Genomic DNA, 23306 nt, shown 5'->3' with positions numbered 1-23306 from the left:
GATGATTCGGGCCCGACAATTCGGATACCTATGAGCCAGGCCGCAAGAGCCCCAGACATCAGGAGTCAGCCTCCGCTATTGCAGAAACTGGCCAGCATGAATTTGCTGACCAGTGGATCTCCTGCCAGCTATAACCTGGCAGAGCTGTTGGGTGCCCAAATAAACCTGTCCGACTCTATTTCGCTGGCACGGGCGCTGACTTCGCTCGAAAAAATCAAAACCAGCGACTCTCTATCCATGGAGCGGCCCCAGCGCCAGTTCCTGAACGCGCGCGGCGGTATGATCCGCTTTGTGCTCAGAAGCTTCGAAGCCAACGAAACAGCCATACCGTTTATGCTGCCACAGGCCAATCAGGCGACCCTGGACGACCCGGCAGAAGCCATAAAGCCCTATCAACGCTTTTATTCACTGCACCAGAGCGAAATGGATCACCGCGTAACCACCTTACGCAAATCCCTGCGCGCCTCACTGGCATTGGACGGACCGCCCCGCTCCAAACTCGCGAATCTGGATCGCATTCTGGACGATACCTTGGGCGAATACGGCCGCAAGGTTCTGGCGCGACTACCCAAAATGCTAGTTGCGCGCTTCGCACTGCATCGAGAAGAATTTCTGAATTCGGCAACTGCCGACCAACCCATCGCGCCCGCCAACTGGCAACACAGTGGTGGCTGGCTTCACGGCTTTCATCAGGACATCAAGCAATTGCTACTGGCCGAGCTAGACCTTCGTCTGCTCCCCGCCCGCGCCCTGCTGGAAGCCCTGGAAACACAGGACTGAACATGACACGAACCGTTTCCATTATTCTCTTTACCCTCGGCGCTGGCGTGGTGCTGTGGATGAGTTCAAGTTTCGTCGCCAGCAGTACGTTGGCGCTGCTAGTGAGCGTACTGATAGCTGCCGCCTATACCACCGGCTTTGTGGAACTGCTGCGCTACCAGCGCGAAACCACAGCATTGCAGCACGCGCTGGACACCGCTGAGCACCCGGTCACTGACCTTAACCAGTGGCTGCAGCAACTCCCGACCACCCTGCGATTTTCCGTACGCCAGCGAATTTACGGCGAAGCGACCGGTTTACCCGCGCCGCTGCTAACGCCCTATCTGGTGGGCTTGCTGGTCATGCTGGGCTTGCTGGGCACCTTTATTGGTATGGTCGAAACCCTGCAAGGAGCAGTGGGAGCGCTGCAGGGCAGCACCGAACTGGAAGCAGTGCGAGACGGACTAGCCGCACCCATACAGGGACTTGGACTGGCCTTTGCGACCTCCGTTGCTGGTATCACTGCCTCCGCCATGCTCGGCCTGATATCAACGCTGAGCAGACGCGAGCGCCTGCAGGCGTCTCGCACGCTCGACAGCGAAATGGCGGATGCCTTCAAAGTGCACTCGCTAAACCACCAACGCCGTGAAACCTACGACGCACTGCGCGCACAGTCCACAGCTCTGCCAGCCGTAGCAGAGCAGCTGGGCAGCCTGGCCAAACACTTTGACGAACGCATGCAACAACTCGCTGACAACCTCACCCAGAGCCAGCAGACCCTGCAAAGCAGCCTCGCCACCCAATTCGAAGAACTCAGCCAAGCCGTAGAAACATCACTTAGCCAGGGCTTTAAGGATACTGGCCGCGTAGCCGCCGAAAGCGCCGCTCCCGTATTGCAAAGCTTTATGGACAGTCTACGCAGTGAAAGCCACGCCACTGAGCAAGCACTGGGTAAAGCGGTAGACAACCACCTGAATGTCATTCAGCAGCAGCTAGCCAGCAATAGCGAGACAATTGAACAAAGTTGGCAACGCGCTATGCAAACCCAACAAAACACCAACAAAGACTTGCTGTTGGCGTTAGGTGAGCAGGTAACCAGCGCTCAAAACACATTGAGCAACGGCGCCGAAGCCCTGTTAGCAAACTTGCAGCAAACCAATGCGCGCTGGCTCTCCAACGTGCAGGAGCACGAACAACAGCGGCTTGAACAATGGCAAAACCGTCTCGCCGAGAGCGCCCAACAGCTGCACAGCGCTTCAGAAACGCTTGCCCAGAAAACACAACAAGCAGCATCTGACAGCCAGCGCAGCATCGCGTCGCTAGTGGAAAAAAGCGATGCTCTGTTACAACAGCAAACACAGCGCGAAGCCGACTGGCAATCAACCGCAGCACAACAACTCGACGCACTTGTTAGTCGCACCAGCGAGCAGCTCATTGCCCTGCGCAACGAAGAACAACAGCGCGGCGAAGCCGCGATTGCACGGCTGGCTGAACTGCAGGAAAGCAGCGCCAGCCAACTCGCGTCGCTTGGGGCCGCATTGGAAGAGCCCATGTCGCGCTTGATGGCTACTGCATCCGACGCTCCCAAAGCAGCGGCAGAAGTAATCGCGCAACTACGCAGTGAAATCAGTAAAAACATTGAACGCGACAACACCCTGCTCGAAGAGCGCCAGCAAACGCTCTGCCAGATGGAAAAGTTATACGCTAGCCTGGAAGAAAATGCCCGCCTACAGCGCGAAGCCGTAGAAGCAATGCTGCAAGGTTCCACCGAAAACCTAGCCTCTGTTGCACAAAAATTCGAAGAAAAAGTGACCCACGAAAGTGCGGCACTAAACGAACAGATCGCCAGCTTTTCTGCCAGCACTGCCGAACTCACTGCACTGGGCGAGGTATTTACCAATGCCGTTCAACAGTTCGGTGAATCAAACAGCCAACTGATGACGCGGCTTGAGCAGATTGAATCGGTACTGGTGAACGCAGGGCAGCGCAGCGACGAACAGATGGCTTACTACCTCAGCCAGGCAAGGGAGATAATCGACCACAACCTCCTCACGCAACAGGAACTGCTTGAACGCCTGCAAAAACTTGGCGCAACGGCGGAGAGCTGATCATGGCGGATATCGAAAACAGCCTTGATCCGGAACCGCCCATCTGGGCCGTATTCGGCGATCTGATGACCGGCATGGTCGGTGTGTTCGTATTGCTGCTGGTGTGGGCCCTGGGTTTTCAACTGGAGTTATCCCAGTCGTTAAAACAGGAAGTTGCCAAACGCGAAGCAGAGCAAGCGCGTCGTCAGGCCCTGGAACAGGCATTGGCAGCCCCTCTGTCACAGGGGCGCATCACTTTTGAGCAGGGCCGCATCGGCATCAGCGGCAGTGTGTTGTTTGCCCTCAACTCAGCAGATTTACAGGACGAGGGCCGTGCGCTGCTCGAAAGCCTGATCGAACCTCTGCAACTCTATCTGGCCGAACACGATCAGTTACTGATGGTCAGCGGTTTTACCGACGACCTGCCAATACAGGAAGGGAATCTGAATTTCAGCGACAACTGGGAGCTGTCTGCCCAGCGCTCACTCACGGTAACCCGTACGTTGATCGACGCCGGCATGCCGGCCGACTTGGTGTTCGCCGCCGCTTTTGGCGATCAACAACCGGTGGCCTCCAACGACGATGCTGAAGGCCGCGCCCGAAACCGGCGCGTGGAAATGGCCCCTGTTCCGCGTGCTGGCAACGCCACACCAGGAAGCCAATGACGTGAGTGACGCGGGCGAGATACAACAGCAACTGGAACATCTGCGCGAACGTTTCAAAGAAACAACGCTGCCAGTAAGCGCGCAGCTCGCAGAAGCTCTGCTGACCCGCGCGGAAAATGAACGTGAAGCGGTGGCGACCAAATTGCTACAGCGAGCGGAGCAATGTCTCGCCGCAGCCCACCAGACCCAATCGTTAGATGACAAAGTAACAGCCGCCGCAACCAACACGTCGTCCTTGCTGGCAGAACTGGTAGATTCACTTCGCCAAGACGCGGTACAGGCGGCCGCGCCCGTGCTAAGCAAACTGGACCAGCAACTACAGGATCAGAACACACGCCTGCTCGGTGAAGCCTTGCCAACGCCGGTGTCCGACGACGCACCGCAACCCGAAGCCGACGGCCTGCGCGCCGCCCAGAAGTTTCGACACACCCAGCAACGACATGCCAAACGCAAAACAGTCGAATTTGCTCTGGAGCGCCGCCCTGAAAACCCCGGCCCACTCAATCCGCAAATGCTGGCAGTGAAAATACTCAGTGAAATTCAGGCAGTATCGCCAGCGTATCTGGAACGCTACGTGAGTTTTATGGATGCCCTGGTAACGCTGGAAAAAAGCACAAACAAAGCCACGCGATCAGCAAAGAAAGCAACACGCCAAAAGGGCGCCTGACCCGCGCACGCCGCAGCGCATTAGGCAGGCATTGAGCGCCGGTATTTTTTTAGATTACCTAAGTATCACTGACAGCACTATCGGCAGTCGCCTCAGCTAAGGCAACCAATTGATAAGCAGTGTAATCAGGTTGCGACATCGCTTCATAAAAGCGCTGCTGGGACCAGGGCCAAGTTGCCGGTACGCCTTCCGCATCGAGATACCAGCTCTGGCAGCCGGAACCAAAGATGGTACGCTTAGCGGCGGCAATACGTTCACTGTCAAACACCTCCAGCGCCTCTTTACTGGCGGAAACTTCCCCATACTTGCCGCTATCGATCAAAGCAATCAGTTGCTCAATGTAATGCCATTGGTGTTCCGCTATGTCGATCAGGGAGAAGTTTCCCACCGGGCCATTGGGGCCATTGAGCATAAAGAGGTTGGGAAACTCCGGTATCGAAATGGCCATATAGGCGCGCGGCCGGGCAGCCCATACGTCATTTAATTGTACGCCGCCGCGCCCTGTCACATTCATCGGCCGCATAAACTGATCCGCCTGAAACCCGGTCGCCAGTGCAATAATATCCAGTTCATGCAGGGTGCCGTCTTTCATCCGCACGCCTTTGGGTTCTATACGATCGATAGCGCCAGTCTCTACTTCCACTGCTGGGCGCTGAACCGCCTGATAGAAATCGGGCGAGTAAATCAACCGCTTGCAGGCTGCGCGGTAATTGGGACGAAGCTTTTCCCGTAGTACGGGATCATCGACACTGTTCTCGAGATTGTCCCGAACAATCGCCTCGATTTCATGCATGGCGGGCGAATCGGGCTCCACTATGGCGTTGTTGAATCGCTCTACATTGGCCAGATATTCCGGTTCGTTCTGCATATATTTCAGCAACTCGGGGTCATTCCGAAACGCCTGCTTCTGCTCTTCACTAAAGAAAGGGTTTTCAACTGGCATGATCCACTGCGGCGTACGCTGAAAATGCACCAGCTTCTGCATTCTCTCCGACAACGCCGACACAATCTGAACCCCGGTTGAGCCCGTGCCAATTACGCCGATGCGTCGTCCATCCAGCGGCACGCTGTGATCCCATCGTGCGGTATGAAAGAGATCACCCGAAAACGACTCCATGCCATCGATGGCTGGGTAGCGCGGCACATGCAGCACGCCAGTAGCTGCCACCACCACATCAGCAACATCTCGAATGCCACTGCGGGTCTCCAGGTGCCACTGCCTTTGCTGGTATTCGCAGCGGATGATCTCTTCGTTAAAACGAATGATCTTATCGACCCCGTACTTCCGGGTAGTACGTTCAAAATACGCCTGGATCTCCGCACCCGGCGGCAGATAGCGAGTCCAGTCCGGATTGGGTTCAAAAGAATAGGTATAGGAATGCGATGGCACATCACAGGTGAGGCCAGGATAAGTATTCTCACGCCAGGTGCCGCCGATGCGATCCGCTTTCTCATAGAGCATAACGTTGCGATAACCCGCCTGCAGCAGTTTGATACCGGCAAGGATGCCGGCCATACCGGCACCGATCACCACAAAGCGCAGATCCTGTCGTTTTCCCAGCACACTCATCACACCATCCCGTATTCCTGTCATTGAGGATCATGCTATCGCTGGCGCGCCAGAGGCAATACGTCCAGATGGAGTATTTTTAGAGGCACGAATCGCAAAACACTGAAAACAACCAGTGATGCGGACGCATATTTGCCGCTGGGTATCGGCTGCGACCGACTATCACCATAGTCAGCCGCAGAGTCACTATTCGTGTGCGATGGGTGTGTCTGTGAAAAGGTATTCCCGCAGTTCCTTGTCGAAGCGCGGATCGCGTCGCCGGATCCATTCCAAAGTCATGGCCGCATGCTCTTTCTCTTCGTCCCGGTTGTGGGCAAGAATAGCCGCCAGTTCTTTATCCTTACAGGCATCCACCCGCTGGTTATACCAATCGACGGCTTCCAGCTCTTCCATTAACGAGGTGATAGCGCGGTGCATATCTCTGGTTTCATCACTCAACTCGCCAATGGGCTCGTGATAACCCTCATTTGCCATGATGTGACTCCTTGCTCTATCTCTGGGGAAAGGCACCCGGCACAAAGCCAAGACCTGTCATTCAGACACTACCCATGATAACGATACGTAGCACCCCGTAGAATCAGTGAAGCCCCATTGAAATTGCTAATAATCACGTTACCGCTGACACTTATACCACGCAGCGCCAGCGCAGATAATTCTCCGCTTCGGCCGCAGGTACAGGGCGCGCATACAGGTAGCCCTGTAAAATATCGCAGCCCCATTCCCTCAATAGCCGCAATTGGTCCGGGGTTTCCACGCCCTCGGCGACAACATCCATATGCAGCTGATAGGCCATGGTGATTACAGACCTAACCAAATTGGCGTGTCGCTCGCTGTTGGTAATCGCCTGTATAAAGCTTTTGTCAATTTTGATTTTTTTAAAGGTGAAGCGGAAAAGGTTTTCCAAACTGCTAAACCCGGTACCGAAATCATCTATCGACAAGGCATATCCCAGATCTGACAGGCGTTCTATATTGCTTGCGGCGGTAACCGCATCGTGGATCATCGCGGTTTCGGTCACTTCCAACACAAGTTCGTCCGGTGACAGTCCGAGCTGTTCCACCTTCTCGTGGAATACATCGGCACAGCCCTCCTCTTCGAGGTTACGCGGCGATAAATTGAAACCTACAGTCTTAAAGTCGTGGCCAGCAGTTTTCCACTGGCTTATCTGGTGAGAAATCTCACTCAGTACAAAATTATCGATATCCCCTATCAGGCCAACGCGTTCGGCAATCGGGATAAATTCATCAGGCCCAACAACACCCAGTGTTTCTGAGGTCCAGCGAACCAGCGCCTCAAATCCCGCCAGTTGCTTGTCTTCAAGATGGTAAAGCGGCTGATAGAACACACTGAATTCATGCTGCGAAACAGCGGATTTCAGCGCATTTCGAATGGCCTCAAAACGCAGGGAAGATTCCAGCATATTCCCTGAGAAACGCACCAGTTTGCCACGGCTGTTGTGCTTAGCCCGATACATGGCAGATTGTGCTGCACACAAGAGTTCGTTCGCCGAACTTCCATCATCAGGTGCCTGAGCATAGGATGCCGAGAGACTGACAAAAAAGCGCATGTCGTCTATTTTCAGCGTGTCCGCCAACTGGCGTTCCAAGACCTCAAGCCTGAAAAGAAAATCACTGGGTTGTGATGAACACAGTACCAGCAGAAAGACATCGGCGCCGTAACGGCAGAGCAGATCGTCTGGCCCGCACAATGTGCCAAGGCGTTGCGCCGTGTCCAGCAGAATACGGTCACCCGTTTCCGGCCCATAGGTTTCGTTCAGGCTCGAAAAATAGTCAATATCTATCAGACATACCGCCACATGGTTACCGTCAATTTCGCTGTCGCGCAGCCGGTGACTTAGAAAATCCTGCCCGCGCTGTCGGTTCTGCAAACCGGTTAATGGATCATAGAATGCGAGTTGGCGCAGACGAGATTCGGCCTGCTTTAGTCGGGTAATATCCTGACTGATACCCAGCATATGTTTCTGCCCGCTTTTATCACCCTTAACTGCAGCTCCCTTGTTGTGTATCCAACGCAGCTGTTGGTCCGCCGTTATGATCCGGTACTGAACATCAAAGGGTTCACAGTGTGACTTTGCCGCCAGCATCGCGCCACGGATTTCGGGGTAGTCATCAGGGTGAATAAAGCGTTTGAGGTCGGTAGGCGAATGTATATCGGCTTCGTACTGGCGCCGGGTTTCCGCTGACACTTCGAGGATGTTGTTGGGTATGTCCCACTCCCAAATGCCTACGCCACCCACTTCGGCAGCCAGTCGTAACATTTCTTCGTTGCGCCGCAAGCTCTGTTCAGCAATCACAAATTCATGGACATCGCGGCAGGTACCAAAAAATTCTGCAAGCTGACCGTCGCGGTCAAAGATAGGAAAAACCCACGTTTCAAAGTAACGATAGACACCGCCAACCTTCAATCGGGTAGTTGTTTTGTATGGCTCGAATTTATTTCCAGTGCCCTTAACAAGTCCGGCCATATCCCCGCGTCGATCGGCAGGATGCACGCAGCCCTCTGGATCTTCAATAATATCGAGGTACTTTTCAACGTCGCTGGCATGTAACAGCTCATAATCTTGCCCGCTGGGAGCGCAGCGCCAGATCAGGTCGTAACTGGCGCGGGCAATCGTACCGAAACTTTCCAAACTTCGGGTGCTATCCAATAGGGCCTGTTTATTACGGCGATGCAGGTAATAGAAAGCGCCAGCCGTACACAGCACAAAGCCGATGCCTTTAAGCGTCTGGAAACTCGTTAACGCAATCAGATCACGCGAGACGTTCAGGCCGAGCAACACCCGGTCTGAAAGAATGATCCACGCTATGCCGAGGGCCGCGAATAACAGATAAGGGAGGTACAGGGTTGTCGCCCGGCCCGAGATCAGGTGACATCGTGCATGCCGAATGGTCGGACTTATGCTTTGCAGGGGATAGCTGTCAACCCGCACGGTAAACATCCTTTGTAGACGCAGCTTCCAGAAGTTTATCGGTATACGTTCTTTACCAGCATTCGGAAAACCACCTATGCCGCTAAACGGCGACACATCACGTGTTTTATGCTGACACTATCACTGAGCCATTTCCTCGACAATCAGCGCCAGAGGCTGCGGGTTCTAGGAAAATCCAATATGACTGGCATCGAGCGGGCGATAGCGAACGCGTTCATCGTTTTGAAGCGAGGCAATGCGGGTTGACACAATTTCGTCCCGGGGGCTGTAAACCACCGATAACAGTGGCACATAGTCGCTCTGCCAATGTGGTCCATCGACTCGGCCAGCCAACACCCGGACGACGTTCTTTGAGGCAATTGTGTAGGCTCCGGCTGGTCAGATAAAGACATCGCCATTATCCAACCCCAGTGTCATTGCGCCGAAGTTGCGCAGAAACGGAGTGGGATTGTTTGCCACGTGAGCCCTTGCGGTGTGAATATCCATAAAGCGTTGCTGGATAGCACTATCCAGAAACACGGAACGCCCGCCAGCCGAAGAAAACAGGCTGTCTACCACGCCCATACACCGCTCGATCACCTGCGCCGCCTGCAACCGGTATTTGGCTCTATCCGTTAGAGGAATACTTTCTCCGGCCTCCAGCTGAGCCTGCATCCGATCAAAATTGCGGTACAGCAACGCTTCCAGCTCATCAATCGTACAGGCTGCCTGTGCGATTCGCTCGAGTGTGGCAGCGTCCCCCGCCAGCTTGGTGGGATCATTACTCGCCTTGCCATTGGCCGCCTCCACCGCCAGTGAAAGCGCCGCCTTGCAGGCACCAATCGCCGGCGTAGACACCGTACGGATAAATAACTGCGCCCAGGGGAATTGGAATTGAACCTGTGGGTTAACAGCAACCCCGGGATTGGTACCGTAAAACCCATCGAGCTGCTTGTGAGTACGATGTTCCGGCACAAAGGTTCCCCGCACCACAATATCGTTACTTCCGGTGCCCTGCAGACCCATAACCTGCCAGGTATCTACAATTTCATAATCGGTGCGCGGAATCAGAAAGGTACGGTAACCTTCGTCGGGAACAATTCCCCCCAGCAAAACCCAGCTGCAATGATCGCAGCCACTGGACCACCCCCAACGGCCACTGAATTGAAAGCCGCCGTCGACCACTTCCACTTTGCCCATTGGGGCGTAACTGGAGGAAATTCGGGTGTGAATGTCGCCCCCCCACACCTCTTGCTGTGCAAGATCATCCATTAAGGCCAGCTGATAGGCGTGCACGGCAACAATGCCGCAGGCCCAGGCGGTCGACATACACGCCTCGGCAAGCGCCATCTGAGCGCGGAAGAAATCCTGCGGCATCAACTCCAGGCCGCCATAGCGCGCTGGCTGCAGCGCCAGAAAGAAACCGATTTGCTGGAGCTCTGCCACGGTATCATCGGGAACCCGGCGCTCGTCTTTACAGCGCTCGGCGCGCGCTGCAATGGTCGGGAGTAGCGCGGTAACGTCCGCAACAAGCCGCTCAGCGCGGGAAGAAGAAGTAGTCATGATGCCTCGCCTGCAGTGTTTACTAAATTTCTACGACGTGTGTGCTGGCTTGGATGTGCAGCCGAGGCAGTAGTTATACCTAGCCCAGAAACGCCTGACCGCCATCCAACGCAATGGTCTGTCCGTTGACATAGCGGCTGTCATCGCTGCACAAGCTGGCGACGTAGTTGCCGATATCCAGTTCGCAATCCCCGATGCGCTTCATCGGAATGCTGGCAACAAATTCTGCCGCTTCCTCAGGCCGGGTTTCAGTCCACCACTTCAACGCCGGCGACAGCGCATGCGGCAAGATTACATTGGTACGAATCCCGTCTTCGGCCCACTCACAGGCAGCACCACGGCTCAGTGAACGAATGGCTTCTTTCACCGCCGCATAGGCGCCATAACCTTTCATATCCCAGCGCATGCCCGCTGTGGAGGCCAGATTGATAATGCAGCCATCGCCCTTTAAATGAGGATAGCAGAGTTTCATCAACCGCAGGGTCGCCAGCGGACCGGATTGCCAGCCCGCTTCAAAGGCGTCTTCGGTAATCGACAGCAAGTCACCCAGGGGCACTTCCTGCGCATTGTTTACCAGGATATTCAAGCCGCCGAAATGAGTGACCACCTGCTCCACACAAGCGGACATGGATGCCAGATCCTTCACATTACACTCAATGGGAAAGGCCTCGCCGCCGCGCTTTGCGATCTCGGCGCAGGTGGCCTCAAGCTTGGACAGGGTACGGCCGGTTACCGCCACTTTGGCGCCATTGCCCGCCAATGCGAAGGCGATTCCCTGGCCAACGCCCTGACCAGCGCCGGTTACCAACGCGATCTTTCCCGAAAGTCTGTCTGACATATTGAGTACTCCTGTTATCGAAGCCCCAATCATAACGACTCACCGGCCCGTGGCCATTAGCAGAAGCCTTCATTCTCATAGTCTTCTGCCATCGGTTTAAAAAGACGAATAAACCGGGGTCGGATCGCCTAGAAAATACTCGATACGACCCCGGTTTTGCCCCCCGGATTTGGTGTGCTTAGGTGAGGGCGCCTGAGGCACGCAGAGCGGCTAGCTCGCTGTCGCTGTAGCCTGCGCTTTTCAGGATGGCGTCAGTGTCGCTACCAGCGGCGGAAGGCGCCTGCGGCTTGGCGGGTGCGGTGCGGCTGAATTTAGGGGCGGGCGCGTGCTGCACTACACCACCGACCTCAATAAATGACTCGCGGGCACGGTTTTGCGGATGATTAGGGGCCTCACTCATTGAAAGCACTGGCGCAAAACACACGTCGGTACCTTCCATGATGTCGCACCATTCATCGCGGGTTTTGGTTTTGATCACAGCCGCCAATTTGTCTTTCAGCACCGGCCACTGGCTTCGGTCGTTTTGCGGTGCAAACGTTTCTTTGTCGAGCCCTGCAAGCTCAATCAGCAGCGCGTAAAACTGTGGCTCTATCGACCCGATGGACACGTATTTGCCGTCGCTGGTCTCGTAGGTATCGTAATAATGGGCGGCGCCGTCCAGCATGTTGCTCTCGCGTTCATCTTCCCACACACCCATTGCTTTAAAGGAGTACATCATGTGCATAAGCGCCGCGGAACCTTCCACCATGGAGACATCTACCACCTGCCCCTTACCAGAGCGTGAGGCTTCCCAAATCGCACACATCACGCCAAAGGCGAGGAACATGCCACCACCGCCAAAGTCTCCCACCAGATTCAGGGGCGGCACCGGTTTTTCGCCGGCCCGGCCAATAGCGTGAAGAGCCCCGGAAAGAGAGATGTAATTCATGTCGTGGCCGGCGGTATTAGCTAATGGGCCGGTCTGGCCCCAGCCAGTCATGCGGCCATAAACCAATTTGGGGTTGCGAGCCATGCAGTCGTCCGGACCAATACCCAAACGCTCCGCCACGCCGGGGCGAAACCCCTCGATCAGGGCATCGGCTGTTTCACACAGCTTAAGCAGGGCGGCAACGCCTTCTGCGCTTTTCAGGTTCAGGGCGATACTGTGCTTGCCGCGCTCGCTGATCTGAGTACTGCGATCTGCGCCATCGGATTTACGGGAAACGGAAATTACTTCAGCGCCCATGTCGGCAAACATCATGCCGCAGAAAGGCGCAGGCCCCAGCCCCTCAATTTCAATAATGCGCATTCCGGTCAGCGGTCCCATTGCGGTACTCCCTTATTGTGATTCTGAATTTCCTGTATTGTCGCTATTGCAACGGCAATACACCATGGCAGATTGCACCAAAAAATAGACGCTTTATGACAGTGGCGGCGAGCGTCAAACCTCATCGCGGCGCCCGGCAACGCACAACGGTTATGCAATTTGCCCGCTAGCGGCAATCGCTGCTGTTGCGTAGCATGTTGTCACGGATAACTTCGAGATTTAACGATGAGTGCAAAACACACAGCTCAGAATCAACCCACAGACTTCACCTCTGACACCGCCTTCAATACGCTGCTAGCCGGTATTACTGCGGCCGAGCAGCCCGGCGAATACCACGCCAGTATTCAGCCCTCCTGGCTGCAGGGGCGCACCACCTTTGGCGGCCTGAGCACCGCGCTGGTATACGAAGCCATGCGCCAGCAAATTGACCCTGCGCGGCAGCTGCGCACCCTTGCGGTGAGCTTTGTCGGGCCAGCGCCGGACGGTGAGCACAGAGTGCTTACTCGCACGCTGCGCGAAGGGGGCTCGGTAACCCATATGCAGGGCGATCTGTTGTGTAACGGCGAGGTTGCGGTAACCGTGAACGCGGCATTTGGTAAGGCGCGACAGTCAACCATCAGTGTAAACGGACCGTCACTGCCACAGATCAACCCGCCGGAAGCAAGCAAACCTCTACCCTACCTCGAAGGCATTACGCCTGAATTTACCCGGCATTACGATATGCGTTTTGAACGGGGCGAGCCGCCCTTCAGTGGCGCAGGCAGCGCCGATTTTGGCATGTGGCTGCGCTTCCGCGAAGCTCAACCGCTGACCATGGCCCACTTGATTGCGCTGGGTGATGTTCCGCCAATGCCCGGCCTGAACATGATCAAGCCGCCGGGTGTGGGTAGCTCCCTGAGCTGGTATGTGGAGTTTCCTGCGAGTATCCCGGAACTCAGCGCCGACGAGTTTATTTATTACGATTACCGCTGCCAGGCGGCAGGCGATGGCTACTTTAACAACGTCGCCACCCTGTGGACACAAGACGGCACGCCTCTGATGTTTGGCCGTCAGGTGGCGACCGTCTTTGAGCGCTAGCGCCGAGGCGGAATGGAATAGGTGCCGGTAACATGCGCTACCGGCTCCTCCATCCCCTCTGAATAGAGGTAGACCTCTCCCACCACCAGAACTTTACCGACTTTGATCAGGCGGCACTGTGCAACAATGGCGCTGTCGGCAGCAGGTTTACGCAGAAAATTGATCGATAGGTTGGTGGTCACTGCCAGCGCAACCAGTCCCAGCTCACCCAGTATCGCGACATAGAGTGCGGCATCGGCCAGTCCCATCAAGGTGGGCCCTGAGACGGTACCGCCTGGCCGCAAATGCTGGTGCTCGATAACCTGCCGTAGCTGTGATGAGCGCTCGCCCACTGCCAGCACTTCCACTTTGGCCTGTGGAAATTCCTCAGCCATAAACGTACGAATAGCGTCAATCACCTGCCTGCTCCTGTAATTGTCGGCGCAATTGCCCGGGGGTTTGCCCGGTCCACTTGCGAAAGGCATGACAAAAATTTGCGGGCTCGCTATAGCCCAATCTCTCAGCGACCTGATCCAGCGACAAACTGGCATCAGCCAGAAACTGCTCGGCCAATTCGCGGCGTAGGTTCTGCTGTATTTCCCGAAAACTGGTGTTCTCTTCCTGCAAGCGGCGCCGCAAACTGCGCTCACTGGTCTGCATCAATTCACAGACTGCGCCAATGCCGCGAAAGCGCGCACGGGCAATCGCCTCTTTTACTTGCGACGCATAATGGCGATCGCCTCCCTGCCTTGCGACCAGCTCCCGGCACTGGCGCACACAGGCCGACCACGTAAGCGAATTGGCCTGCGGCAGTGGCTTTTGCAATTCATCAATGCGAATACAGGCTTTGGTATCGCCACTGTTCCAGCGCACTTTGCAGTCGAGCAAACGATTTAGCAAAGCACTGTGAGCGGGCTCTGGCAGAGCAACATCCACCGATTCTACCGGCAGGCGGCGACCGGCGATCTCACTCGCTATCATCAGAGTGATCATCAAATCCCGCTCCAGTACAAAGGCCTTTACCGCCCCGCCGGGATAGTCCTGTTCGATGCGGATTTCAGCCAGATGCTTGCGCTGGTGCAGCCTTAAACCAGCGAAGCTGTGCGTAAGCACAATAAAATCCTGCGCCACTTCGAGCGCCTGCAGCAGATCGCGACTGGTTGCCAACGCCAGCCCCCATACGCCAAACACCCCAAAGTGGTAGCGCATACCTACCCGAAAGGCGAGGTCATCCCGCCCACTGAAAGCGATGGCGGCTTCAATAAAGCGGATTTCCTGATGCTTGCTGATCAGCTGGCCCGGCGTCTCCAAAAACTGACGCGACAGGCCGGTATCCGCACAGACCGGCTCGGCATCCAGGCCTAGCTCGTCCAGTGTCTGACACAGTAATTGCAGCCCCAGAGCGGGTCGTAAGGGGGCTTCTATTTTGTGATTTTTATCCATATTGGCCGAAAATAACAATTTATGGCGTCACTCGCAACATGGGATTGACGGCAAGAGAGGCGTAGGGTGTTCATAAAACGACCAAAGGGGACCGACCTTATGGCAAGCGCAACATCCTTTGTTTCCATCACTGACCTGACGCAACGCTTACGCTGGCTGTGGCTCGTGAATGCCGCTGTAATGCCCTGGGTACTTCTGGTGGGGATTATTCCGGCCGAGCTCACCGGCAACATCGCCTGGCTAGCGATTGGCTACCCCTTGTTTTATATCGGCGTACCACTCTTAGACCGACTGCTGGGGCAAGACCCCAACAACCACAGCGAGGAAGACGTGCCGGCGCTGGAGGCCGACCCCTATTTCAAGCAGGCTCTGCTTTTTGCGCTGGTGGGCAGCATCACTGCCTGGTGTGCCGGGATTTACTACGCGGCCTGGGCTGACCTGTCCTGGATTGGCCTGTTCGCACTTTCAATCGCTTGCATGGGTTTCGGCGGCGGACTGATCAACCTGGGACATGAGATGGGCCACAAACGCGGCCGCAGCGACCGCATCGGCGCCAGCATCGCCCTCGGGGTAGCACTGCTTCCCCACTTCAATGTGGAACATAACCGCGGCCACCACCGCGCCATTGCAACACCCGACGACCACGCGTCCTCTCGCCTTGGCGAATCCTTTTACCGTTTTGTATTGCGCGAACAGCCGCTCACCTGGCTGCGCGGCTTTCGACTGGAGAAGGAAAGACTGAACCGCAAGGGACAAAGCTTCTGGTCTCGTGACAACGAGATACTACCGGGCGTTGTCATTGGCGTGGCCTTTGTCAGCGCCGTGGGCCTGCTGTTTGGCCTAAAAATTATGGCCTTTGTCCTGTTTGCCAGCTGGCTGGGGCACCTGAACCTGTCACTGGCGAATTACATCGAGCATTACGGCCTGTTGCGCGGCAAAGACGCCAGTGGTCGTTACGAACCTCCGCGCCCACAGCATTCCTGGAACCAGAATGCCTTGGTATCCAACCTGTTTACCTTTCAATTGCAGCGCCACTCGGACCATCACGCGCACCCGAGCCGCTCCTATCAATGCCTGCGACATTTTGAAGATGTGCCACAGTTGCCCTGGGGGTATTACGAAATGTTTCTGCTCGCTTATATCCCACCCCTGTGGTTCAAGGTGATGGACGAGCGGGTACTGCAATGGGCCGGGGGTGATCTGGAAAAAACCAATCTGCATGCGCCTGCACGCTCTCGTTATGAAGCGAAAGTAAAGGCACTGGGACTGGCTTGATAGGAGGGGGGTTCGCCTGCAACGGCAGGCGAACACACAGCTAGAAACTGAACCGTAACGTTACGTCCAATTGTCGCGGCGCGATGGCGCGACCAAAGTGAGCACCGGAGAGCGTTGGAATATCGCCGCCGCCATCCAGCGCATCCTCGTCAGTTGCATTGCGCAGCAGCGCCTGAATTGACCACCGCTCTTCTATATCTGCAACTCGCACCCGGGCATTGAAGGTTGTGAAGGCACCCTGCACATCAATCGGGTCTTGGTCTGCCTGCAGTAGTTTCTCATCTTCAAACAGCACATCCGCTCCGACCAACCAGGTCACCGGCCAGTCAAATAGCCCGGCCTGATAATTCAGGCTGAGACTGCTTTTCCAGAAAGGCGCAAACGCCAGATGATCATCGGTGAGATCGCAGGGCGGATCCTCTCCTGCCGGGCACGGCCCGTTCTCGTAGTCGGTGAAGCGTGCATCGAGATAGGCCAGAGACAGATTGCCCGACAGCCCAAAGGCCGTTACGAAGGCGGCATCGACCTCAGCACCTTTCGAAATGGCACCGGCTGCATTGGAAATACGGCTGACATTACCCTCAAAAATGGTTAACTGCAGATCTTCAAACTGCGTGTAGAAGAGCGCCACATTCAAGGTGGCCGCTCTATCAAACAGCCGGGTTTTGACGCCCACTTCGTAAGTTTCAGAATGTTCAGGCTCAACTTCCGTAATTTCTGCCCTCACCGCCGAACCACTATAACCACCACCTTTGAAACCCTCTGCAGCACTGGCGTAGGCCGTAAGCTCATCACTAGGGTTCCAGTTCAGCGACAGCTTGGGACTAATATCGCGATCCACCCGCTTGTCTATCAGCCGATACTCTTCTGCCGTTACCAACTGAGTAAATACCGGGCCATCGGCGTCGGTTCCGGCACTGAACAGCTGGAGCGTTTGATCAACAGTTTTCTCTTCGCGGGAATAGCGCAAACCACCGGTCAAGGTCCACTCCGGCGAGAAATGCCAACTGGCTTGCCCATAAATCGCCCGGCTGGTGCCTTCCTGGTAGCCATCAATCAACAGGCGTTCGCCCGGCTCATCACCAACAACCGGAGCCAGCAGCGAGGTAATCGGGCCGAGTGAGCCACCCGTTGCCGCAAGACCATTTGCGAGAGCGAGAGGATCCGGTGCCGCGTCGATAATCACCTGAATGTCTGTTTCACTCTTGGCAGCGTAGATACCACCGACATAATCCAGCTTGCCTCCGAACAAACCGAGCGGTGACACAACGCGCAGTTCCAGGCTGTCCTGCTCGTAGTCCTCACCATTGAGAAAAAACAGCAGAGGTATTGGGGAGAAATCGAGATCTGTCAGAGAAAGCTCTTCGATTTCACTGCGCGCGGCAATCAATGCCACTTCGTGTTCCCACAAACTCGCATTGAATCGAATATCGTACTTGCCGCCGTCCTGCGTCGTTTCGGCCGGATAATTCTGGGCGCTCTGAAAGTTGCTAACGTCCTTTTCCACCTGCGGGTCATAAAACTGCATCAGCTGAAACTGATCATCACTCGCCGTTCTGACCTGAAAGGTGCCCAACCGAAATTCCTGTTCGGTTTTGGCCGCCGCCAGGGTGACGTCCAGCCAATCGAGAATATCCCAGCGCAGCTGCACTCGTCCGGCCTCGGAATCCGTACTGCCCTCATCGCGATCAAGCGTCGTGTTATACACCGTGCCATCGCGCTCATTGGAATTTATCGCCGCGCGAATTGCCAAGCGATCGCCCAAAGGCAGGTTGCCGGCAAGCGTATATTTTTTGAGATTTTCATCGCCAGCGGCAATCGAACCACTCAACTCAGGCTCCTGCGATGGCTGAACCGAACGAATGCTGATTGCGCCGGAGATTGTATTCTTGCCAAACAACGTGCCCTGCGGCCCTCGCAAGATCTCGACACTCTGTACGTCCAGAAAAGCGGCGTCCAGAAAGGCCAGACGCCCCACATAAACGCCGTCTAGAAACAGACCCGCAGAGTGCTCAAACCCTTTATCAAAGGGCGAACCAAGGCCTCTCACCCGCAGCGATGTCAGGGGCGGGTGACTAAACACACTCAGGTTGGGCGTAAATACAGCAATGTCAGCCATGTCTTCCATATTGGCATCGCGCATCATTTCAGCATCGACCGCCACTACTGAAATCGGCACATCCTGCAGACTTTCCTCGCGCTTCTGCGCGGTAACCATCACTTCTTCCAAAACCGGGCGGCGCTCCTGCGCCGCAACCGAGTCAGGCAGAACCATCGCAGCGGCACAGGCCGCCAACCACTTTGAATATTTCTTCATCGGGGTGTACTCGGCAATAGAACGGGGGTGTGGCGCTTATACGCCTGGTAATCGGGGTTTGACCCCCATTTTTCGTCAGCGCGCTTTTCCAGCAGCGGCACGCCGCTTACCTTGAGCAGGAGAAAGGCCACAAACACCGGAGAGACTAGCCCCAGCCACTGCCAACCTTGAAAAACTGGCGCCGCAATCACTGCAATCCCAGTCCACAGCAGTATTTCGCCAAAATAGTTGGGGTGCCGGGACCAGCGCCAGAGCCCCACATTGACAAACTTGCCGCGATTTTCGGGCTTGGCGTTAAACGCCGTTTTCTGAGCGTCGGCCACCGCTTCAAAGGTGAAACCAATAAGCCACAGGCCGGCGCCCACCAGAGCTACCCACCCCAGCGGCTGCTGATTGGCACTCGTAATGGCAATCAATGCCGCGAGCAGAGTAATAAACACCCAGATGCCCTGCAGGGTCCAGGTAACAAGAAAGCGCGGCCAGCGGGTTTTGATTTCATCAAATCGGCCATCCTTCCCCGCGCGTTTCACGCGGCGAAACAGAAACGACCCCAGGCGCGACGCCCAGATGACCACCAGCCCCGCCAGAAGCCAGGCTCGCAAATCGGGCTCTCCAGCAGTCGCCCCAAGCACGGCAATGGCGACCAACAGTAAATACGTTAGGCTACCAGTCAGGTCGTAGTAGTGCTCAGTTTGAAATAGGTAAGACGGTATAAAAACCAGCCATTGAATCCCCATCGCTATCAAGGCCAGCGTAACCAATACCGGCAACCCAGCCAGCTCGGTTTCACTGGCACGTGTCGCAAACGCCAAGCCCAGCGCCAGCCCCACACTGATGGCAATAACTATTAAGGCACGCATAATCGGCACCATCGCTCTTATCCCCCAAAAGGTTTCTTATTACGATAGCGTAGACCATTCCAGATCAGACCAGAGTAAGCAAGTCGATACGTTTACGCAACGCCGGGATGACGCGCTCTTCGAACCAGGGGTTTCGTTTCAACCACAGCTGATTACGCGGCGATGGATGGGGCAAGGGAAAATAACGGGGGCCATATTGCGCGTAACGCTGTACGGTTTCGGTGAGGGTTTTGGCTGGTTTGTTTAAGTAGTATCGCTGGGCATACTGCCCCACCAGCAGGATCAGCTCAATGTCAGGCATCTGCGCCAACAAGGATTGGTGCCAGCTCACTGCGCACTCGGGACGCGGCGGCAGATCACCGCTTTTGCCCTTACCCGGATAGCAGAACCCCATTGGCACGATTGCCGTCAGGGACTCATCATAGAACCGTTGTTTATCCCAACCCAGCCAGCGCCGTAAGCGGTCGCCCGAGGGGTCATTCCAGGGAATCCCGGTATGGTGTACCCGAGTGCCCGGCGCCTGCCCGACGATCAGCAGCCTGGACGTGGCGCTGGCGCGAACCACCGGATTGGGCCCCAACGGTAGCTGCGCCTCACAAAGCCGACAGGCACGTACCTCGGCCAGCAATTTAGCCAGCTTATATTCGCTATCACTGGCAATAACTTTTGGCGGTTTGTCAGCCAAGGAAAATCAGCCTCCAATATGCTTTAATACGCGCCTTCCAGGTCACGACATTCCGGAGATTTATCATCCATGCCTAGCCCACTGTCCGCACTTGAGCAACAGGACGATTTTCTGCGTCGCCATATTGGCCCCGACGACACGCAGATTGCAAGCATGCTGGAAACCCTGGGGGTAACCACCCTGGACGACCTGATCGGCCAGACAGTGCCGGCCAGTATTCGTCGCCAGTCCATGGATTTGCCGGAACCCCAGTCTGAAACGCGCGTTCTGGACTATCTGAAAAGCCTGGCCAAAAAGAATGTCGTTGCCCGCACCCACATTGGTATGGGCTATTACGACACCATCACACCACCGGTGATTCTGCGCAATGTGCTGGAAAACCCGGGCTGGTACACCGCCTACACCCCCTACCAGCCGGAAATTGCCCAAGGGCGACTTGAAGCTCTGCTCAACTTTCAGCAAATGGTGATGGATCTGACCGGTATGGAGCTGGCCAATGCTTCCTTGCTGGACGAAGGCACCGCTGCCGCCGAAGCCATGACCCTGTGCAAGCGTTCGGCCCGCAAGAACAAGAGCAACGTGTTTTTTGTGGACGAAAACTGCCACCCCCAAACCATTGCCGTGCTGCAGACCCGCGCCGAGCCGCTGGATATTGACATTGTGGTCGGTCCACGCGAAAAACTCGCCGCCCAACCCGCCTTTGCTGCCCTTTTGCAATACCCGGGCAGCACCGGTGAAGTGGTCGACCTGAGCGATCTGATTCAGCAGGCCCACAACGCCGATACGCTGGTGGTGGTTGCAGCCGATCTGCTGAGTCTGACCGTACTGACACCGCCCGGTGAAATGGGCGCCGATGTGGTGGTGGGATGCGCCCAGCGCTTTGGCGTTCCCATGGGATTCGGCGGCCCTCACGCTGCCTTCTTCGCCACCAAGGACAGCTTTAAACGCTCGGTTCCCGGCCGCATTATCGGCGTATCGGTCGACAAGCGCGGCAACAAGGCCCTGCGCATGGCCATGCAAACCCGCGAGCAACACATTCGCCGCGAGAAAGCCACATCCAATATCTGCACCTCGCAGGCCCTGCTGGCGATCATGGCCGTGTTTTACGCGATTTATCACGGTCCGGAAGGCTTGCGCACCATTGCCTCGCGTTGCCACCGACTGGCAGCCATTGCGGCAAAAGGTTTTGAACAGCTAGGTTTCAAACTGCGCTTTGAAAACTATTTCGACACCATCGTTGTAGAAACTGGCGTGAACACCGACATTCTGTACGAGCGCGCGCTGGAGCAGGCCATCAACCTGCGCAAACTCGATGGTGCTCTCGGTATCAGCATGGATGAAACCACCACCCGTGCCGACATCAGAGCGCTGTGGGCCATATTTGAAGAAGATTTCAAACCCGACCTTGAAGCCATCGACGCCGAGCTGGACGACGAGCCCGCCATTCCCGCCGGGCTCAAGCGTCAAAGCAAATACCTGACGCACCCCATCTTCAATACCCATCACAGCGAGACCGAAATGCTGCGCTACATGAAGCAGCTGGAAAGCCGTGATATTGCCCTGAACCACAGCATGATCGCGCTGGGCTCGTGCACCATGAAGCTCAACGCCACCACCGAGATGATCCCGGTGACCTGGCCGGAATTCGGCCGCATCCACCCCTTTGCACCCAAAACACAGGTGCAGGGCTACCTGGCAATGATTGACGAGCTGGAACAGCAACTGATTCAGTGCACCGGTTACGATGCCTTCTCTATGCAGCCTAACGCCGGCTCGCAGGGAGAATATGCCGGCCTGCTCGCCATTCAGAAGTATCATGAAAGCAAAGGCGACAACCCACGCGATATCTGCCTGATACCCTCTTCTGCCCACGGCACCAATCCCGCCTCTGCGGCGATGGTCGGCATGAAAGTAGTGATCGTTGGCTGCGATGATAGCGGCAACGTCGATATCGACGACCTGCGTGAAAAAGCCGAGCGTCACAGCAACGAACTGGCTGCATTGATGGTTACCTACCCCTCAACTCACGGGGTATTTGAAGAAGGCATTCGCGAAATCTGCGACATCATCCACCAGCATGGCGGACAGGTGTACGTGGATGGCGCCAACATGAACGCACTGGTCGGCCTTGCGGCGCCCGGCGAATTCGGGGCGGACGTATCTCACCTCAATTTGCACAAAACCTTTTGTATTCCCCACGGTGGCGGTGGCCCCGGCATGGGCCCGATTGGTGTTAAAGCACACCTGGCGCCCTTCTTGCCCAACCACCCGGTGCTGGATATCGACGCATTGAGCAAAGACAACGTCACCGTATCTGCCGCCACCTATGGCAGCGCTGGTATCCTGCCGATCTCCTGGACTTACATTGCCTTGATGGGCGCCCGCGGCTTAACGCGCGCGACAGAGGTCGCCATCCTCAATGCGAACTACATCGCCAATCGATTGAGCGGTCACTATCCGGTGCTATACACCGGCCGTAACAACCGCGTGGCGCATGAGTGCATCATCGACCTGCGCCCACTCAAAGAAAGCAGCGGGATAACCGAGGAAGATATCGCCAAGCGGCTAATGGATTATGGTTTCCACGCCCCGACCATGTCATTCCCGGTGGCTGGCACACTGATGATTGAACCTACCGAAAGTGAAGCTCAGGAAGAGCTGGATCGATTCTGCGAAGCGATGATTCAAATTCGTGAAGAAGCCGCAAAAGTTGAGCGCGGAGAATGGTCACTGGATGACAACCCGCTGGTCAATGCGCCACACACGATGGCTGATATGCTCGATAGCGACTGGAGTCGCGCCTACACGCGCGAGCAAGCTGGCACGCCAGTGCCGGGATTGAAAACCTACAAGTATTGGCCGGCGGTGAACCGGATTGATAACGTGTACGGGGATCGAAATCTGTTTTGTGCGTGTCCGCCGATTGAGAGTTATGAGGGCTAAGACCCTCATAACTCCAGTGTCAGAAACTCGTCGGCTTATAACATAGAGAAACTCTCTTCATCCTCCGTCGCCTCCGCACAATCCAGCTCAATTTAACATGAAGATTTCAAGACTGGTTTAGTGCATTGCACCACGCACTTTGCATACACGACCCACCGCGACCTACAGTAAGCAAAAAGGGTCGGAGCAGACGAATGGCTTATCGGGTAGTGCAATGGAATGCCGGCAATGTTGGCCGGCGCGCTATTATCGCCATACAGCGCAACCCAAACTTGGAGCTGGTTGGCTGCTATGTTCGCGACAGCGATAAAGCTGGCAAGGATGCAGGCACCCTTGCAGGTAT

18 protein-coding genes are annotated in these 23306 nt (G+C 55.9%); 7 read left to right on the top strand and 11 right to left on the bottom strand.

The window, feature by feature from the left end; translation table 11 throughout:
• Positions 1 to 30: 30 nt before the first annotated feature.
• From AC222A_RS11910 to AC222A_RS11895, 4 genes are read left to right on the top strand one after another with little or no spacing between them, the layout of a single operon-like run.
• Positions 31 to 780: a DUF3348 family protein gene (locus AC222A_RS11910; RefSeq protein WP_372764524.1), complete on the top strand. Its 750-nt coding sequence runs from the start codon at positions 31 to 33 to the stop codon at positions 778 to 780.
• 2 nt (positions 781 to 782) lie between these two features.
• Positions 783 to 2867, top strand: a complete 2085-nt coding sequence (locus tag AC222A_RS11905; RefSeq protein ID WP_486775027.1) for a hypothetical protein — start codon at positions 783 to 785, stop codon at positions 2865 to 2867.
• A gap of 2 nt (positions 2868 to 2869) precedes the next feature.
• Positions 2870 to 3511: an OmpA family protein gene (locus AC222A_RS11900; protein WP_372750222.1), complete on the top strand. Its 642-nt coding sequence runs from the start codon at positions 2870 to 2872 to the stop codon at positions 3509 to 3511.
• Positions 3429 to 4178, top strand: coding sequence for a DUF2894 domain-containing protein (locus AC222A_RS11895; RefSeq protein ID WP_372758456.1), 750 nt, complete (start codon positions 3429 to 3431; stop codon positions 4176 to 4178). The genes AC222A_RS11900 and AC222A_RS11895 overlap by 83 nt, the downstream gene beginning before the upstream one ends.
• Positions 4179 to 4236: 58 nt before the next feature.
• On the opposite strand, the gene AC222A_RS11890 is transcribed toward AC222A_RS11895, so the two are convergent.
• The 6 genes from AC222A_RS11890 to AC222A_RS11865 form a co-directional block, all read right to left on the bottom strand.
• The gene (locus AC222A_RS11890; RefSeq protein WP_372764968.1) at positions 4237 to 5772 is read right to left on the bottom strand and encodes a flavin-containing monooxygenase; all 1536 of its coding nucleotides are present in this window, start codon (positions 5770 to 5772) and stop codon (positions 4237 to 4239) included.
• Between the two features lie 162 nt (positions 5773 to 5934).
• Positions 5935 to 6222 (bottom strand): encapsulin-associated ferritin-like protein, encoded by a 288-nt coding sequence (locus AC222A_RS11885; RefSeq protein WP_372758454.1) that lies wholly within the window; start codon positions 6220 to 6222, stop codon positions 5935 to 5937.
• 151 nt (positions 6223 to 6373) lie between these two features.
• Positions 6374 to 8698, bottom strand: coding sequence for an EAL domain-containing protein (locus AC222A_RS11880; RefSeq protein WP_372764789.1), 2325 nt, complete (start codon positions 8696 to 8698; stop codon positions 6374 to 6376).
• Between the two features lie 378 nt (positions 8699 to 9076).
• The gene (locus tag AC222A_RS11875) at positions 9077 to 10240 is read right to left on the bottom strand and encodes an acyl-CoA dehydrogenase family protein (RefSeq protein ID WP_372749357.1); all 1164 of its coding nucleotides are present in this window, start codon (positions 10238 to 10240) and stop codon (positions 9077 to 9079) included.
• A 79-nt stretch (positions 10241 to 10319) separates the two neighbouring features.
• Positions 10320 to 11078 carry an SDR family NAD(P)-dependent oxidoreductase gene (locus AC222A_RS11870; RefSeq protein ID WP_372749356.1) on the bottom strand — a complete coding sequence of 253 codons (759 nt, stop codon included), beginning with the start codon at positions 11076 to 11078 and terminating at the stop codon, positions 10320 to 10322.
• A gap of 178 nt (positions 11079 to 11256) precedes the next feature.
• A complete protein-coding gene (locus AC222A_RS11865) occupies positions 11257 to 12384 on the bottom strand; it encodes a CaiB/BaiF CoA transferase family protein (protein WP_372759989.1) in 1128 nt (375 codons plus the stop codon).
• Positions 12385 to 12609: 225 nt separating this feature from the next.
• Between AC222A_RS11865 and AC222A_RS11860 the strand changes: the two genes are divergently transcribed.
• A complete protein-coding gene (locus AC222A_RS11860; RefSeq protein WP_372782711.1) occupies positions 12610 to 13461 on the top strand; it encodes an acyl-CoA thioesterase in 852 nt (283 codons plus the stop codon).
• On the opposite strand, the gene AC222A_RS11855 is transcribed toward AC222A_RS11860, so the two are convergent.
• The gene (locus AC222A_RS11855) at positions 13458 to 13835 is read right to left on the bottom strand and encodes a PaaI family thioesterase (protein ID WP_372748176.1); all 378 of its coding nucleotides are present in this window, start codon (positions 13833 to 13835) and stop codon (positions 13458 to 13460) included. The two genes, AC222A_RS11860 and AC222A_RS11855, sit on opposite strands and share 4 nt — an antisense overlap.
• A 16-nt stretch (positions 13836 to 13851) precedes the next feature.
• Positions 13852 to 14883, bottom strand: coding sequence for an AraC family transcriptional regulator (locus AC222A_RS11850; protein WP_372748170.1), 1032 nt, complete (start codon positions 14881 to 14883; stop codon positions 13852 to 13854).
• A gap of 99 nt (positions 14884 to 14982) precedes the next feature.
• Between AC222A_RS11850 and AC222A_RS11845 the strand changes: the two genes are divergently transcribed.
• Positions 14983 to 16158, top strand: coding sequence for an alkane 1-monooxygenase (locus AC222A_RS11845; protein ID WP_372748171.1), 1176 nt, complete (start codon positions 14983 to 14985; stop codon positions 16156 to 16158).
• Between the two features lie 40 nt (positions 16159 to 16198).
• Here AC222A_RS11845 and AC222A_RS11840 read toward each other — a convergent pair whose 3' ends face one another.
• The 3 genes from AC222A_RS11840 to AC222A_RS11830 all read right to left on the bottom strand — a co-directional run bounded on the left by AC222A_RS11840 (position 16199) and on the right by AC222A_RS11830 (position 20020).
• Entirely contained in the window at positions 16199 to 18475 is a 2277-nt protein-coding gene (locus AC222A_RS11840) for a TonB-dependent receptor (RefSeq protein WP_372748172.1), read from the bottom strand.
• Positions 18472 to 19335, bottom strand: a complete 864-nt coding sequence (locus tag AC222A_RS11835) for a DUF1295 domain-containing protein (protein ID WP_486775026.1) — start codon at positions 19333 to 19335, stop codon at positions 18472 to 18474. Before AC222A_RS11835 ends, AC222A_RS11840 begins: the two co-directional genes overlap by 4 nt.
• A 64-nt stretch (positions 19336 to 19399) precedes the next feature.
• Positions 19400 to 20020 (bottom strand): uracil-DNA glycosylase family protein, encoded by a 621-nt coding sequence (locus AC222A_RS11830; protein WP_372748174.1) that lies wholly within the window; start codon positions 20018 to 20020, stop codon positions 19400 to 19402.
• 69 nt (positions 20021 to 20089) lie between these two features.
• Here AC222A_RS11830 and gcvP point away from each other — a divergent pair, with 69 nt between their 5' ends.
• Positions 20090 to 22963, top strand: a complete 2874-nt coding sequence (gene gcvP / locus AC222A_RS11825; protein ID WP_486775025.1) for an aminomethyl-transferring glycine dehydrogenase — start codon at positions 20090 to 20092, stop codon at positions 22961 to 22963.
• Positions 22964 to 23306 lie beyond the last annotated feature (343 nt).

The organism is Litorivivens sp., from assembly GCF_057445395.1.
This window is presented reverse-complemented; position numbering and strand designations above follow the sequence as displayed.